The organism is Streptomyces chartreusis, from assembly GCF_008704715.1.
Classification (GTDB): domain Bacteria; phylum Actinomycetota; class Actinomycetes; order Streptomycetales; family Streptomycetaceae; genus Streptomyces; species Streptomyces chartreusis.
The window spans coordinates 1,192,466-1,205,583 of record NZ_CP023689.1 but is presented as its reverse complement, the minus strand read 5'-3'; the positions used below and the strand labels follow the sequence as shown (position 1 = coordinate 1,205,583).

Below are 13,118 nucleotides of genomic sequence, written 5' to 3'. Positions count from 1 at the left end.
CGGGGGCCAGGTGCACCTGAAGGTGTCGTACGAGGACGGACCGGACGGCATCACAGTCGTGCGGATCGAAGGCGAAGGCGAGGGATGCGCACTTGACGCCGCCTCCGCTCCCGCGCTGCGATCCGTGCTGCTGGAGACGATCGGGCGCGGGCGGCTTCTTCTGGTCGTCGACATGAGTGCGGTGGTCAGTGTCGACAGGGCGGGCCTCGGTGTGCTGGTCGGCGGGCTGAAGCGGGTTCGCCGCCAGGGCGGGACGGTCGCGCTGGTCGGGACGAATCAGCGGGTGCGGGAGATTCTTGCCGCCACACGCCTGGACCAGGTCTTCGGCCTCTACGAGACGGCGGCGAACGCGGTCGTTGAAATGGCCGCCGATTACGCGGAGACGAGCATTGAGCAGCGGCGCGCCGCCCTCGCGGACCGGGCGAACCACATCGTCCCCTCGGGGGGCCATTCGTACGAACATGTCTCCGACCATGTCACCGTGGTGACGGTCGTGGGAGAGTTGGACGTCTACACCGCGCCGTACTTGCGCGAATTGCTGGTCCAGTTGGTCAACCACGGGCGGGTATTCCTGGTCCTAGACATGACGGCTGTCGACTATCTCGACTCCACGGGGTTCGGTGTGGTGGTAGGGGGTTTGAAGCGAGTCCGCGCCTACGACGGCGGCATGGCGCTGGTCGTACCGCAGGAGAGGATTGCGAAAGTCTTCCGGATCACCGGACTGACCAAAGTGTTTCCCATCTTCGACACAGCCGACCCCGCCGTCGAGTTCCTCGGCCGAGAGGCGTCCGGCGTCCATGGCTGACGCGAAGGCCGCCGCCGAGTGGGATCCCGTTCGCCTGGGTGTCCACCCGGCCCCGGGTCCGGACGGGGCCATGGATCTGCCGCTGACGGAGTACCTCGCCCGCCCGCACGATGCCACCCTGCGCCGGCGGTTGGCCCGTGCCGCGGAGACCAATCAGGCGGCGCTGGTGCTGCTGGTGGGGCGTTCCGCGAGCGGGAAGACGCGGGCGCTGTACGAAGCGGTGGCCGCGGTGCTGCCCGACTGGCCCGTACTGTTCCCCGCCGATGCGGAGGAACTGGTGGAGTGGATCGAGGGCGACGGCATCGACCCGCGGACCGTGCTGTGGCTCAACGAGACGCAGCGCTATCTGGACGGTGTCGCCGGTGAGAGGGCCGCCCGGGCGCTGGGGCGGCTGCTGGACCGGGTGGCGCCGCTCGCGGTGGTGGGCACGATGTGGCCGGAGCACATGCGGCGTCTGACGGCACGCCAGAACGGTCTGGAGAGCGCGCCGCACACCCTCGCCCTGCTCACCGGGCCCCACGGGATGATCACGGTGCCCGACACGCTGTCCGGTGATGCCGCGGCCGTCGATTCGGCCGCCGTACGTGACCCGCGTATCGCCGCCGCCGTACGGGCCGCCGGATCCGGGCAGCGGGTGCTGCAACACCTGACCGCGGGGCCGGAGTTGGTGCGGCGTTGGGAGATGGGCCCGGACCAGTGGTTCACCGCGACCGAGCACGCCGTGCTGACGGCGGCCGCGGAGGCACGCAGGCTCGGTCACGCGAGCGCGGTGCCCGCGCGCCTGCTGAGGGACGCGGCGGCCGGATTCATGGACTCCACCGCGCGTGCGACCGCGGGCAAGGAGTGGTTCCCGGACGCGATCGGCGCGCTGACGGCCACGGAGGGCGGCCCGCCGCCGCTCATCGCGGAGCGGTACGAGCCGGGGGTCGGCGAACCCGACAGCTATCGCCCCGACGACTACCTCGAACAGCACATCCGCAGGGTCCGTGCCCACCGGGCACCACCCGCCGAGTTCTGGTCGGGGGCACGCTGGGCGAGGACCGCCGACGACGTCCACGCCCTCGCGCGGTCCGCCGAACAACGGCGTCGTTACGCAAGCGCCGCGCCTTTGTACGAGCGGGCGATCGTGCTGGGCCACGTGCGGGCCCGGGCGGCGCTGGCCGTGCTGCGGGAGACCACCGACGGACGGGCCGCCGCGGAGGAGACGGCCGCGTCGGATCCCGTCGCCTGGGCGGCGCTCGCCGTGTCGAGGGAAGCCGAGGGCGACGGGCCGGGTACCTACGACGCGTACCGGCGCGCGGCGGAGTCGGGCGACGCGTGGGCCTGGGCGGCCATGGCCCGCATCCGTGAGGCGGAGGGGGACCCGGCAGCGGCGGACGCTGTCGCGGCCCGGGCGGCCGCGGCCGGCGAACCGCTGGCCTGGCGGACGCTCGGCCGGATGCGGGCGGCCCGAGGCGGCCCGGCGACCGAGGCGTTCGAGCGGGCGGCGAACGCCGGCGACGGCTGGGGGCACATGGGGCTCGCGCAGGTCGCCGAACGCGCCGGTGACCTCGACTCGGCCGTCATGCATGCCACCCGGGCGGCCGGCACCGAGGTCGGCTCGGCCTGGGCGGCACTGGTACGTCTGTACTGGGCCCTGGGTGACCGCGCGTCAGCCCGGGATGCGGCCACGAGCGGCGCGGACGCCGGGCACCCGGAGGGCTGGTCCATCCTGGCCCGGCTGCGTGAAACGGCCGGCGACCGGTCGGGTGCCGCCGCGGCCCATCGTGAGGCGGCGGCCCTGGGCGTGGGCGCCGCCTGGCGCGAACTGGCGCTGCTCGCCGAGTCGGACGGCGACGGGGCGGCCGCCGAGGACGCCGCCACCCAGGCGGCTCGCACGGGTGACCCGGAAGCATGGACCGCGCTGGCCGAAGCACGCGAGGAGATCGGGGACGACGTCGGCGCCGCCCACGCCGCCGCGGAGGCGGCACGCGCGGGAGACCTGGACGCCTGGATCATGCTGGCCCGGGCCCGGGAGAACGCCGGGGACACGAGCGGCGCGGAGCAGGCCGCCGACCTGGCGGCCGAGCGCGGTGCGACCGATGCCTGGTCCGCACTTGCCCGGATGCGTGAACGCGCAGGGGACCGGGAGGGATCCCGGCGCGCGGTCCTGCGGGCCGCGGGCCTCGGTGCCTCCGACGCCTGGACGGCGCTGGGCCGCGTGCGGGAACAACTGGGCGACACCCAGGCCGCTGAACGCGCCTACGTCCGCGGCTGCGAGGCCGACGACACGGAGGCGTACGCCGCACTCGGCGCCCTGTACCAGGAACAGGGTCGGTCGGCCGAGGCCCGCGCCGCGTACAGGTCGGCCGTGGACGCGGGTCTCCCCGACGCCTGGGAAGGGCTGCTGTCGGTGCTGGCGGCCCAGACGCCCCGCGCGGTCTCGGCGCGGACGGTGGCGCGACTGCGTACGACCGGACTGCCGGCGGAGGGCTGAGAGCGGCCGGCCCGGTCGGTCGAGTACGGCCCTGAGCGGCGTACGCCGAAGCTGTGAACGCCGCTCAGTCCCCCGTCCCCCGGCCGCGCCGCGATCAGCTCAGCACTCGGGGCCCCACACCGCGCTGTTCAGGGTGACCGCGCCGATGAAGGAGTCGCGGTTGGGGTCGTTCGGGTAGTGCAGGCAGCCCTGGAGGTTCTGGCCGCCGGAGGTGACGTTGAACCGGATGTGGTCGGCGCCCGGGAAGTGCACGCCGTTGTTGACGATGACCATGCCGTGCTCGGAGTACAGGTTGTACAGGTTCCCCGTCGACTTCCACCTCGGCTGGCCCCACGCCACGTCGTTGTCCCACACGCAGACGTACTCCCTGGGGCAGTCCGACACGTCGGCCGACGCCGGGGGTGCCGAGGCCACCGCCGTGCCCACCGTCATCAGAAGTGCCGCCGCGCCCATGCCGGCCCTCTTGCGAAACCGTGCCTTCAAGGTTTCCTCCGTCTCAGTCACTGGTGGCTGGTGAGTGGCCAAGCATCGCGGCTCGTACGAGGCCCCGGTCCCTGACAGATGTCAGGGACCGGGGCCGCTCCGGCCTGCCTAATGTGCGGGGCGACGACCGCGGGAACTCCCGCGAGCCGATCCGCCACGCCGTCGAAGGGGACCTCATGCGCAAGTGGACTGCGGCACTCGCCGCTGCCGGGGCACTCGCCCTCGTGTTCACCACCTCCCAGAGCGCCTCGGCCGCGGGCCACGGCCGTGGCTGGTACGGCGTGTGGGCGGACGGGGTCAACATCCGCGACATGACCGAGGGCAACTGCGCCACCTCGCCGAGCACCGCGAACTGCCCCTCGATCGTCGGCCAGATCAACTCCTGGGACGAGGTGTTCGTCTACTGCCAGATCCCGGGCCAGTCGGTCGGCGGCAACCCGTACTGGGTGATGGTCTCGCCGCGCGGCTGGGACAAGTACGGGATCATGTCCAGCTACTACATCGAGAACAGCAGCAACTGGATCGACGGCGTACCCGGCTCGAACGGCTGCGCGATCTGATGCCTGGCGCGGCGATCTCTTAGGGTGAGCGGTGTGACCGACAGCAACAAGCCCCCGCTCGCCGTGTTCGACCTCGACAACACGCTCGCCGACACGGCGCACCGGCAGCGCTTCCTGGAGCGCAGGCCCCGTGACTGGGACGCGTTCTTCGCGGCCGCCCCGCAGGACCCGCCCATCGAGGAAGGGGTCGCCATGGCGCGGGCCAGCGGTGAGGAGTGCGAGGTCGTCTACCTGACCGGGCGCCCCGAGCGCTGCCGGCGCGACACGCTCGACTGGCTCGCGGCGCACGGGCTGCCGGAAGGGCGGGTGTACATGCGGCGCAACGACGACCGCAGGCCCGCCCGGCGCACCAAGCTGGAGATCCTGAACCGTCTCGCCCGCACCCGTGAGATCCGGGTGCTGGTGGACGACGACGAGCTCGTGTGCGAGGACGCCGAACGGGCCGGCTTCACCGTCGTACGGGCGCGTTGGACCGCCCCTTCCGCGGCGCTGGAGTCGGCGCAGGAGCGGGAGGGGCGGACCTGAGGACCCGGGACCGGGGGCGTACCCGGCGTGCTACCCGGCTTCGTCCAGGCGGAAGCCGACCTTCATGGTCACCTGCCAGTGCGCGATCTGCCCCTCTTCGAGCTGGCCGCGCACCTCGGTCACCTCGAACCAGTCCAGGTTGCGCAGGGTCTGCGAGGCGCGGTCGATACCGTTGCGGATGGCCTGGTCCACGCCCTCGGGCGAGGTGCCGACGATATCGGTGACCCGGTAGGTGTGGTTCGACATGTGGGTGCTCCTCTCACACGCGTCACTCCACGGTGCCCCAAGGAGGGGCAACGCGCGAGCCGTCCGTCACCGCGCCACGCTCAGTGACAGGGCGAACCTGCCCTGACCGTCCGTCCACCAGTGCGCCAGCTCCAGTCCGGCCGCCGACAGTTCCGCGCGGACACCGTCCCTGCGGAACTTCGCCGACACCTCGGTGCGCATCTCCTCACCGGCGGCGAAGTGCACGGCGAGGTCCAGCGCGGGCACCTTCACGGTCTGCGCCGTACGGGAGCGCAGCCGCATCTCGATCCACTCGTTGTCCCGGTCCCAGACCGCGACGTGCTCGAAGGCACCCGGGTCGAAGTCGGCGCCCAACTCGCGGTCGATCACGGTCAGGACGTTCTTGTTGAACGCGGCCGTCACACCGGCGGCGTCGTCGTACGCCTCGACGAGTACCTGCTCGTCCTTGACCAGGTCCGTGCCGAGCAGCAGCGCGTCACCGGGGGAGAGCAGGGCGCGGACGGAGGCGAGGAACCCGGCGCGCTCGGCCGGCAGCAGATTGCCGATCGTGCCGCCGAGGAACGCCACCAGCCGCGGCCCCGGCGTGTCCGGCAGGGCCATTCCGCCGGTGAAGTCGGCGATCAGGGCATGGACGTCCAGCCCCGGCCGCTCCTCGACCAGGGCCTGCCCCGCCTGGGTGAGCGCGCTCTCGCTGACGTCGACGGGAACGTAGGTGTGCAGCCCGGTGAGCGCCTCGAGGAGGAACCGCGTCTTCTCGGACGAGCCGGAGCCCAGTTCGACCAGGGTGCGGGCGCCGGTGGCCGCGGCGATCTCGCCGGCCCGGTCGACGAGGATCTCGCGTTCGGCTCGCGTGGGGTAGTACTCGGGCAACTCGGTGATCTTCTCGAAGAGTTCGCTGCCCTGAGCGTCGTAGAACCACTTCGGCGGCAGCGTCTTCGGTGTGCCGGTCAGGCCCTTGAGGACGTCGGCGCGCAGTGCGGCGTCGGTGGCGTCCTCGGGCAGGTTGCGGGTGAGAAGGAACGGACTCACGTGCGGGGCTCCTTCGGTGGTGCGGGTACCAGGGTGTCGCTGGGGTCCTTGAGCGGGGTGAGCAGTACGTCGGTGCGGCTCGCCGCGAGCAGGGTGCGGTCGGGGACCTCCCGCCAGTGCGGATCGTCGTCGTACGGCTCGGAGGCCACGACGGTGCCGCCGCCGGGCCGGGTCAGATACCAGAGCGTGTCGCCCCAGGCGGTCGCGGCGATGCTCTCGCCGTCGGTGAGCAGCAGGTTGAGCCGGGAGCCGGGGGCCGCCTCGGCGACCTCCACGACCGTGTCGGCCAGCGCCTGCCCCGCCTCGTCGCCGCCGCGCAGCCGTGCGAGGATCAGCGCCCACACGAACGCGGAGTCGTTGCGGGCCTCCATCGACAGCAGTTCCACGGGCGGCACGCCGGGTACGAGCGGGGCCATCGAGCCCGGCCAGCCCTTCACCGCGCCGTTGTGGCTGAACAGCCAGGGGCCCGCGGCGAACGGCGCCGCCGCGGCCTCCCCGTCGGCTCCCGCCACCGTCGCGTCCCGTACGGCGGCGAGCAGCGCGCCGCTGCGCACGACCCGGGCGAGATCGGCGAAGGACAGGTCCGCCCAGATGGGCCCTGCCCGGCGGTAGCGGGCCGGCGCCGGATCCCCGTCGGCGTACCAACCGACCCCGAAACCATCGGCGTTGACCGTCCCGTACCGCTGTCGCCGCGGTGCCCACGACTGGCGGTACAGGCTGTGCGGCGGCTCCACGAGGAGCCGGCCGAGCGGCTCCTCGGGGCCGAGGTACGCGAGATGACGGCACATCAGGCGTCCCCGGCGGAGCGGGCCGTACGGAATCCGGAGAAGATCTGGCGCCGGATCGGGTAGTCCCAGTTGCGGAAGGTGCCCCGGCAGGCGACCGGGTCCACCGCGAACGCGCCGCCGCGCAGCACCTTGTGCTCGGGCCCGAAGAACACCTCCGAGTACTCCTTGTACGGGAACGCCTGGAAACCCGGGTACGGCAGGAAGTCGCTCGCCGTCCACTCCCACACGTCACCTATCAACTGACGTATGCCGAGCGGGGATTCGCCCTCCGGGTAGCTCCCGGCGGGTGCGGGCCGCAGATGGCGCTGGCCGAGGTTGGCGTGCTCCGGCGCCGGGTCGGCGTCGCCCCACGGGTAGCGCGTCGAGCGGTTGCCGGCCGGGTCGTGCCGGGCCGCCTTCTCCCACTCGGCCTCGGTGGGCAGCCGGCGCCCGGCCCAGCGGGCGTAGGCGTCGGCCTCGTACCAGCACACGTGCAGTACGGGCTCGTCGGGCGGGACGACCTCGGTGACGCCGAAGCGGCGCCGCAGCCACTGCTTGCCGTCCCGGTGCCAGTAGAGCGGGGCGTGGATCGAGTGCTGCCGGATGTGCGCCCAGCCCTCCGGCGTCCACCAGCGTTCGGTGTCGTAGCCGCCGTCCGCGATGAACGCCTGGAACGCGGCGTTCGTCACCGGCGTGGTGTCCATGTAGAACGCCGGCACCTCCCGCCGGTGCGCCGGGCGTTCGTTGTCCAGCGCCCATGGCTCGGTCGACGTGCCCATGATGAACGGGCCGCCGGGGACCAGGACTTCGGACGGCCCCGTGAACAGGGGCACCGGGTCCGGGTCCGGGGCGGTCAGGGCCTGCGGGCCCTTGCGGAGCTGATGCGTGATCAGCATCGTCTCGTCGTGCTGCTGCTCGTGCTGCGCGATCATCCCGAAGGCGAAGCCCGCCTCGGTGAGCCGCGTCCCGTGGAACGCGGTGCTCTCCAGGATGTCCAGCACCCGGCCGCGCACCTCGGAGGCGTAGTGCCGGGCCTCGGCGGGCGGCAGCAGCGGCAGCGAGGGGCGTTCGGCGCGGGGGTGCTCGAAGGCGTCGTAGAGGCCGTCGATCTCGGGCCGCATCGCCTCCCGCCCTCCGACCGCCCGCAGGAGCCACATCTCCTCCTGGTTGCCGATGTGGGCGAGGTCCCACACCAGCGGCGACATCAGCGGCGAGTGCTGCGCGGTGAGGTCGGGCTCCTCCACGCAGGAGGTGAGCAGGGTCGTGCGGGCACGGGCGGTGGTCAGGGTGGTCAGCGCCCGCTCGCGGAGAGTGTCGGCGTCGAAAGCGGGGTCGGTCATGTGCGGATGTCCTTCCCATGCAGAGTGCGGTCCGTGCCGTAGAGCTCGTCCAGCAGGTCGTCGGCGGGGCAGCGGCCCCGCGCGACATAGCGGTCCCGGTACGCCGCCACCGCGTCCGTGACGGCGGTCGTGGCGCCCAGCCGGGGCAGGGCCTCCAGTGCCGCCGCGAAACAGACGTCCGCCACCTCCCGCAGCTCGGGATCGGCGAGGCCCGAGCGGGCCGCGTCGAGCCACAGCGGATTGTGCGGCGCCGGCTGCGACAGGGCGCGCTCGGCCAGTGGCTTCACGGCCCGGTAGGCGGTCTCGGCGGCCTCCGGGTCGTCGAAGAGCGCGGTCGTCACGGCGAGCGGCACGATCCAGCCGTCCTCGCCGGGCTGCGCGTCGATCATGCGCAGCTCCAGATGGCCGCGCGGTCTCACCGGCGGGAACAGCGTGGTGAGGTGGTAGTCCAGATCCTCCTGCGTCGGCGGCCTGGGCGCCCCCGATCTGGTCCACTCCCTGAACGACAGGCCCTCGGGGACGTCCCACGCGCCGCCGTCCTGCCGTACGCACATCACCGGCGCGTCCACGACGTGCCGGGCCCAGGCGGCCCGTGGATCGCCGTTCAGCGGGGGAGCGCCCGCGCGGTCCGGGCCTATCTCCATCCACAGCAGCTGGCGGGTGGAGAGCCAGCCGGTGGGTTCGCGCCCGGCCAGCGGCGAGTTCGCGAAGGCCGCGACCAGGACCGCGCCGAGCTGGTGCGCAAGCCACCAGCGCCGGCCGTGCCCGAGCGGGCCGGGTTCCTCGTAGCCGGCGTCCAGACACACCTGTACCGAGGCGGAGGTGCACATCATGGCCCGGCCGGCCGGGCCGGCGCGGTCGAGGCAGGTCTCCATGGCGTCGTAGCGCGGCTGGCGCAGGAAGCGCCGCGGCGAGTGCCAGGGGTCGTTGCCGATGCCGACCAGATCCAGATCGTGCTCGCGCAGTACGGCGCGGGCGGTGTCGAGGTCGGCGGAGACGGTACCGATGCACTCCATCAGAGAGGTGGCGGGCGGCGAGCTCAGTTCCAGCTGGCCGCCGGGCTCGACGGTGAGCGCCGACCTCAGGGGCACGGTCCGCAGTGCGGCGTAGGCCGCTTCCAGTCGTTCGGGTGTTACGGGGAGCTGCGGGCTGCGCAGCTCGTGGACGAGCCATTCCACTTCGACCCCGAGGGTGCGGGGCGGGCCGGTCTTGAAGCAGATGCCCTGGACCAGGGCCTCCACCTCGGCTTCGGTGACTGCGGTGCGGGGCCGCTCCGTACAGTCACTTACCGAATCGGACATGTCGGGATCCTCCTGATAGTCCAGAGTGCCACCGGCCCGGATCTTGTGGGCCGGGTCGGCACACTCGACCCACCCAAGACCCTCGCGTCGATTCGCACAAGGGTGCGTACCGGCACGTTCCGGGGCGGTAATTTCCGCTCTCCGGGTGTTAGCAGGGGCTTTCCCGGTCGTTCTTCCGGTCGGATGTGGGGCCCGGGAATTCTGTTGCACCGCATGACCAGCATCGCTCAGGATGCGGGGGTGGGCACGACGGGGGAGATCGAGGGCGGCCGCAGCGGCCGTATGACAGTGCGGCGCACGGCGGTGACGCTCGGCGTCCGGAGCCGGCCGGCGGTGGCGCCGTGAGCGCGCGCCTGCGCGGCATCGCGCAGCAGACGGAAGAGATCGTGGCGGCGGGCATCTACCGCGCGCCGGACGGCCGAGAGGTGTCCGTCGCGGCGGAGATCGAGGCGGCCCGCTCGGGCACCCGGATGTACGGGCCGGAGCCGGTGGAGGTGCCCCGGATTTCCGCTGGGGAGACGTTCTTCGAGGTCACGGGGGAGAGCAGCCTGGAGGCGGCCCGCCGGCTCGGCGGCGACACGGCCGTACTGAACTTCGCGTCGGCCCGCAATCCCGGCGGCGGCTATCTGAACGGCGCCCAGGCCCAGGAGGAAGCCCTGTGCCGCGGATCGGCGCTGTACGCCTGCCTGCTCGGGGTCCGGGAGTTCTACGACCACCACCGCGCCCACCGCGACCCGTTCTACACGGACCGTGTCATCCACTCACCCGGCGTGCCCGTCTTCCGCGACGACCGCGGCGGCCTGCTGGACGAGCCGTACACAGCGGGCTTCCTCACGGCCGCCGCGCCGAACGCGGGCGTCGTGCGGCGTACGGAACCCGGGCGCGCGGCCGAGCTGCCGCGGGCGCTGGCGACACGGGCCGAGCGCGTGCTGGAGACCACGGCCGCGCACCGGTACCGGCGACTGGTGCTCGGCGCCTGGGGCTGCGGGGTGTTCCAGAACGACCCGGCGCAGGTGGCGGGCGCGTTCCGTGCGCTGCTCGGGCCCGGCGGGCGGTTCGCCGGGGCCTTCGAGCACGTGGTGTTCGGGATCCTCGACCGCACGCCGGACAGCCCGGTGCGGGCGGCTTTCGCGAGGGCCTTCCCCGAGGCGTGAACCGCGGCCGTACGCAGGACAGCGGGCGGTATTCGCGAGGGACTCCCCCGACGTGTGAACCGTGCTTCGGCGCTCAGGTCCAGCCGTAGCGTTCGTGCAGCCGCTTCCGGACCAGGTTGAAGCGCCCCCGGTCCAGGGCGCACGCCTCGCGGCGCATGCCCCGCTCGTGCAGCCGCAGGATGCGGTCCACGTCCACCCAGGAGTCGCGGCCCGTCCGGTCCCACGGACCGCTGCCGATCGCCACCCACTCACGATCCCCGTCGTGCCGCTTGCTGGAGAGCTGCACGGCGAGGAAGGTCCCGCCGGGCTCCCGCGCGACGACGAGGACCGGGCGGTCCTTGCCCCGGCCGTCGTTCTCCTCATAGGGGACCCAGGTCCAGACGATCTCCCCGGGGTCGGGGTCGCCGTCGTGCGCGGGGGAGTACTCCGTGCGCACCTTGCCGACCGCGCGCGGGTCGGCCTCGGTCGTGGCGGTGGGGCCGCTGCGGCCCGGGACGTTCTCGTCGGTGTACGTGCTCACGGGGGCACCTTAGGGGCTGCCCCCGTGAGCCGGGCGTGAAGGGTCGCTGTTACGTGCGAAGCTTCACTTCTCGTCCATCGGTACCTTCTGGACGAGCCCGTTGAGCGGCGAGTTGCCCTCCGGTGCCTGCCCGTCCTGGTTCATCGACGCGAGCAGCCGGCGGGCCAGACCCAGCCCGGTGCCGCCCATGGTGAGCGCCTTGGCGAACATGTCGGCCATGCCGTCGGCGCCGTTGAGCACCACCATGTTGTCGACGTTGCCGAACGCGGACGCGCCCGCATGGACGATCTCCGGCCAGTTCTCGGCGAGTTGCTGGGCGACGACGGCCTCCTGGTTCTCGGCGAGAGCGGCGGCACGGGCCTTGATGGCCTCCGCCTCCGCGAGCCCCTTGGCCTTGGCCGCCTCGGCCTCCGCGAGGCCCCTGGCCTGGGCCGCGGCGGCATCGGCCTCACCGGTGGCACGGGTCGCGGACGCCGTGGCCGCGCCGCGCGTCTTGGTCGCCTCCGCCTCGGCACCCGCGGCCGCCTTGACCCGGGTGGCCTCGGCGGCGGCCGCCAGTTCCGTCTCCTTCGCCCTGGCCTCGGCGGCCGAGATACGCGCGTCACGCTCGGCCTCGGCCAGCGTCCGCTTCTCGTAGGCCTGTGCGTCGGCGGGCTTGCGGACATCGGCCTGGAGCTGCTGCTCGCGCCGGTGCGCCTCCAGCTCCGCCACCCGCGTCTCCTGGACGACGACCTCCTGCCGGGCGGCCGCGTCGGCGAGCGGGCCCGCCTGCCGGGCCTTGGCGCCCGCCTTGTCGCGCTCGGCCTGATAGCCGGCCTGGAGGATCTCGCTGTCCCGGGTCGCCTCCGCCATCCGCGCGTAACTCTGCTGCTCCGCCTCGGTGGCCAGCCGGTTCGCCTCGGCCTGTGCGATCCGCGCGTCCCGCTGCACGGCCGCCGCGTGCGGCGCGGCCAGGTTCTGGATGTAACCGGTCGGGTCCTCGATCTCGTGGATCTGGAGCGAGTCGACGATGAGCCCGAGCTTCTCCATCTCCGTCCCGCACGCCGCCCGGGTCTGACCGGTGAGCTTGTCCCGGTCGCGGATCATGTCCTCGACCGTCAACCCGCCGACGATGGACCGCAGATGACCGGCGAAGACGTTGTGGACCCGCTCCGACATCAGCTTCTGCTGGTCCAGGAAACGACGGGCCGCGTTGGCGATCGACACGAAGTCGTCGCCGACCTTGAAGATGACCACGCCCCGCACCTTCAGCGGAATGCCCTGGTGGGTCACGCAGTCCACGTGCAGTTCGGTCTCGTTCAGGTCGAGCGACAGCTTGCGCACCGCCTGCACCCCGGGCAGCACGAGCGTGCCGCGCCCGGTGACGATCCGGAAGCCCATCCCCTCCTCCAGGCCCTCCGTGCGGTGCTTGGAGCCGGAGATGACCAGAGCCTCGTTGGGTTCGGCGACCCGCCACATCATCTTGAACAGACCGATCAGAACGAGAACGGCGGCAACCGCCACCCCCGCCACGACGCCGACAACCATCGGCATACGCCCCCTTTGCATGGTGCCCTTTCGGCACCGAACGAATGGGAGTGTGCGCCTGTGCCGAGCGGAGGTACAGACGTTGACGGATCCTTGTCGCAACCTTGACACACAGGTCTCTCACCTGCGAAGGAGTGAGCTCAACTGTCGTATGCCGCCTGGACGTAGACCGTGCGCGGCGGCTGGTACTCCACCACCATCACCACCGTGCCGCGCTCGATCCGCCCGGTGCCGGTGGCCGGATAGGCGAGGAAGTGCTCGGCGCCACCGCGCACGCGCACGATCACCTCGCCGACGAGTCCCGGCCCGACCGTCCCCGTGACCCGCCCCATGAGCCCGACCATCGACGCGTCGTCCATGGTCACAGAGTAGGGCCTGAGGGCCG

15 protein-coding genes and 1 pseudogene are annotated in these 13,118 nt (G+C 72.4%); 7 read left to right on the top strand and 9 right to left on the bottom strand.

The window, feature by feature from the left end:
- Positions 1-10 precede the first annotated feature (10 nt).
- The 3 genes and pseudogenes from CP983_RS44645 to CP983_RS04605 all read left to right on the top strand — a co-directional run.
- A pseudogene (locus CP983_RS44645) lies at positions 11-340 on the top strand (STAS domain-containing protein); the annotation flags it as partial.
- Between the two features lie 90 nt (positions 341-430).
- Positions 431-805, top strand: coding sequence for an STAS domain-containing protein (locus tag CP983_RS44640; RefSeq protein WP_229914710.1), 375 nt, complete (start codon positions 431-433; stop codon positions 803-805).
- On the top strand, positions 798-3,281 hold the full coding sequence (locus CP983_RS04605; protein WP_150498619.1) for a tetratricopeptide repeat protein: 2,484 nt from the start codon (positions 798-800) through the stop codon (positions 3,279-3,281). Before CP983_RS44640 ends, CP983_RS04605 begins: the two co-directional genes overlap by 8 nt.
- A gap of 99 nt (positions 3,282-3,380) precedes the next feature.
- On the opposite strand, the gene CP983_RS04600 is transcribed toward CP983_RS04605, so the two are convergent.
- On the bottom strand, positions 3,381-3,764 hold the full coding sequence (locus tag CP983_RS04600; protein ID WP_125524268.1) for a hypothetical protein: 384 nt from the start codon (positions 3,762-3,764) through the stop codon (positions 3,381-3,383).
- Between the two features lie 176 nt (positions 3,765-3,940).
- On the opposite strand from CP983_RS04600, the gene CP983_RS04595 reads away from it, so the two are divergent.
- Positions 3,941-4,324: a hypothetical protein gene (locus CP983_RS04595; RefSeq protein ID WP_107908811.1), complete on the top strand. Its 384-nt coding sequence runs from the start codon at positions 3,941-3,943 to the stop codon at positions 4,322-4,324.
- A 33-nt stretch (positions 4,325-4,357) separates the two neighbouring features.
- Positions 4,358-4,849, top strand: coding sequence for a phosphatase domain-containing protein (locus CP983_RS04590; RefSeq protein ID WP_150498618.1), 492 nt, complete (start codon positions 4,358-4,360; stop codon positions 4,847-4,849).
- A 30-nt stretch (positions 4,850-4,879) separates the two neighbouring features.
- Here the strand turns inward: CP983_RS04590 and CP983_RS04585 are convergent, their stop codons facing one another.
- From CP983_RS04585 to egtA, 5 genes are all read right to left on the bottom strand, one after another.
- Positions 4,880-5,095: a dodecin gene (locus CP983_RS04585; protein ID WP_030950329.1), complete on the bottom strand. Its 216-nt coding sequence runs from the start codon at positions 5,093-5,095 to the stop codon at positions 4,880-4,882.
- 66 nt (positions 5,096-5,161) lie between these two features.
- Positions 5,162-6,124: an L-histidine N(alpha)-methyltransferase gene (egtD, locus tag CP983_RS04580; RefSeq protein ID WP_150498617.1), complete on the bottom strand. Its 963-nt coding sequence runs from the start codon at positions 6,122-6,124 to the stop codon at positions 5,162-5,164.
- The gene (gene egtC, locus CP983_RS04575; protein WP_150498616.1) at positions 6,121-6,912 is read right to left on the bottom strand and encodes an ergothioneine biosynthesis protein EgtC; all 792 of its coding nucleotides are present in this window, start codon (positions 6,910-6,912) and stop codon (positions 6,121-6,123) included. The genes egtD and egtC overlap by 4 nt, the downstream gene beginning before the upstream one ends.
- On the bottom strand, positions 6,912-8,231 hold the full coding sequence (egtB, locus tag CP983_RS04570) for an ergothioneine biosynthesis protein EgtB (RefSeq protein WP_150498615.1): 1,320 nt from the start codon (positions 8,229-8,231) through the stop codon (positions 6,912-6,914). The genes egtC and egtB overlap by 1 nt, the downstream gene beginning before the upstream one ends.
- Positions 8,228-9,532 (bottom strand): ergothioneine biosynthesis glutamate--cysteine ligase EgtA, encoded by a 1,305-nt coding sequence (gene egtA / locus CP983_RS04565; protein ID WP_125524273.1) that lies wholly within the window; start codon positions 9,530-9,532, stop codon positions 8,228-8,230. Before egtA ends, egtB begins: the two co-directional genes overlap by 4 nt.
- 213 nt (positions 9,533-9,745) lie before the next feature.
- Between egtA and CP983_RS44935 the strand changes: the two genes are divergently transcribed.
- Together CP983_RS44935 and CP983_RS04560 are read left to right on the top strand one after the other, a co-directional pair.
- Positions 9,746-9,877 carry a hypothetical protein gene (locus CP983_RS44935; RefSeq protein ID WP_268256180.1) on the top strand — a complete coding sequence of 44 codons (132 nt, stop codon included), beginning with the start codon at positions 9,746-9,748 and terminating at the stop codon, positions 9,875-9,877.
- Complete coding sequence (locus CP983_RS04560; protein WP_167537643.1) at positions 9,874-10,686, top strand: TIGR02452 family protein; 813 nt, start codon at positions 9,874-9,876, stop codon at positions 10,684-10,686. Before CP983_RS44935 ends, CP983_RS04560 begins: the two co-directional genes overlap by 4 nt.
- Before the next feature lie 73 nt (positions 10,687-10,759).
- On the opposite strand, the gene CP983_RS04555 is transcribed toward CP983_RS04560, so the two are convergent.
- The 3 genes from CP983_RS04555 to CP983_RS04545 all read right to left on the bottom strand — a co-directional run bounded on the left by CP983_RS04555 (position 10,760) and on the right by CP983_RS04545 (position 13,092).
- On the bottom strand, positions 10,760-11,206 hold the full coding sequence (locus CP983_RS04555; protein ID WP_125524275.1) for a type II toxin-antitoxin system PemK/MazF family toxin: 447 nt from the start codon (positions 11,204-11,206) through the stop codon (positions 10,760-10,762).
- A 63-nt stretch (positions 11,207-11,269) separates the two neighbouring features.
- Positions 11,270-12,739 carry an SPFH domain-containing protein gene (locus tag CP983_RS04550; protein WP_150498613.1) on the bottom strand — a complete coding sequence of 490 codons (1,470 nt, stop codon included), beginning with the start codon at positions 12,737-12,739 and terminating at the stop codon, positions 11,270-11,272.
- Positions 12,740-12,873: 134 nt separating this feature from the next.
- A complete protein-coding gene (locus CP983_RS04545; protein WP_229914639.1) occupies positions 12,874-13,092 on the bottom strand; it encodes a hypothetical protein in 219 nt (72 codons plus the stop codon).
- Positions 13,093-13,118 lie beyond the last annotated feature (26 nt).

Coding starts and splice junctions, on each gene's coding strand:
- CP983_RS04605 (WP_150498619.1), top strand. CDS start 798: ATGGCTGACGCGAAGGCCGCCGCCGAGTGGGATCCCGTTCGCCTGGGT.
- CP983_RS04595 (WP_107908811.1), top strand. CDS start 3,941: ATGCGCAAGTGGACTGCGGCACTCGCCGCTGCCGGGGCACTCGCCCTC.
- CP983_RS04585 (WP_030950329.1), bottom strand. CDS start 5,095: ATGTCGAACCACACCTACCGGGTCACCGATATCGTCGGCACCTCGCCC.
- egtC (WP_150498616.1), bottom strand. CDS start 6,912: ATGTGCCGTCATCTCGCGTACCTCGGCCCCGAGGAGCCGCTCGGCCGG.
- egtB (WP_150498615.1), bottom strand. CDS start 8,231: ATGACCGACCCCGCTTTCGACGCCGACACTCTCCGCGAGCGGGCGCTG.
- egtA (WP_125524273.1), bottom strand. CDS start 9,532: ATGTCCGATTCGGTAAGTGACTGTACGGAGCGGCCCCGCACCGCAGTC.
- CP983_RS44935 (WP_268256180.1), top strand. CDS start 9,746: ATGACCAGCATCGCTCAGGATGCGGGGGTGGGCACGACGGGGGAGATC.
- CP983_RS04550 (WP_150498613.1), bottom strand. CDS start 12,739: ATGCCGATGGTTGTCGGCGTCGTGGCGGGGGTGGCGGTTGCCGCCGTT.
- CP983_RS04545 (WP_229914639.1), bottom strand. CDS start 13,092: ATGGACGACGCGTCGATGGTCGGGCTCATGGGGCGGGTCACGGGGACG.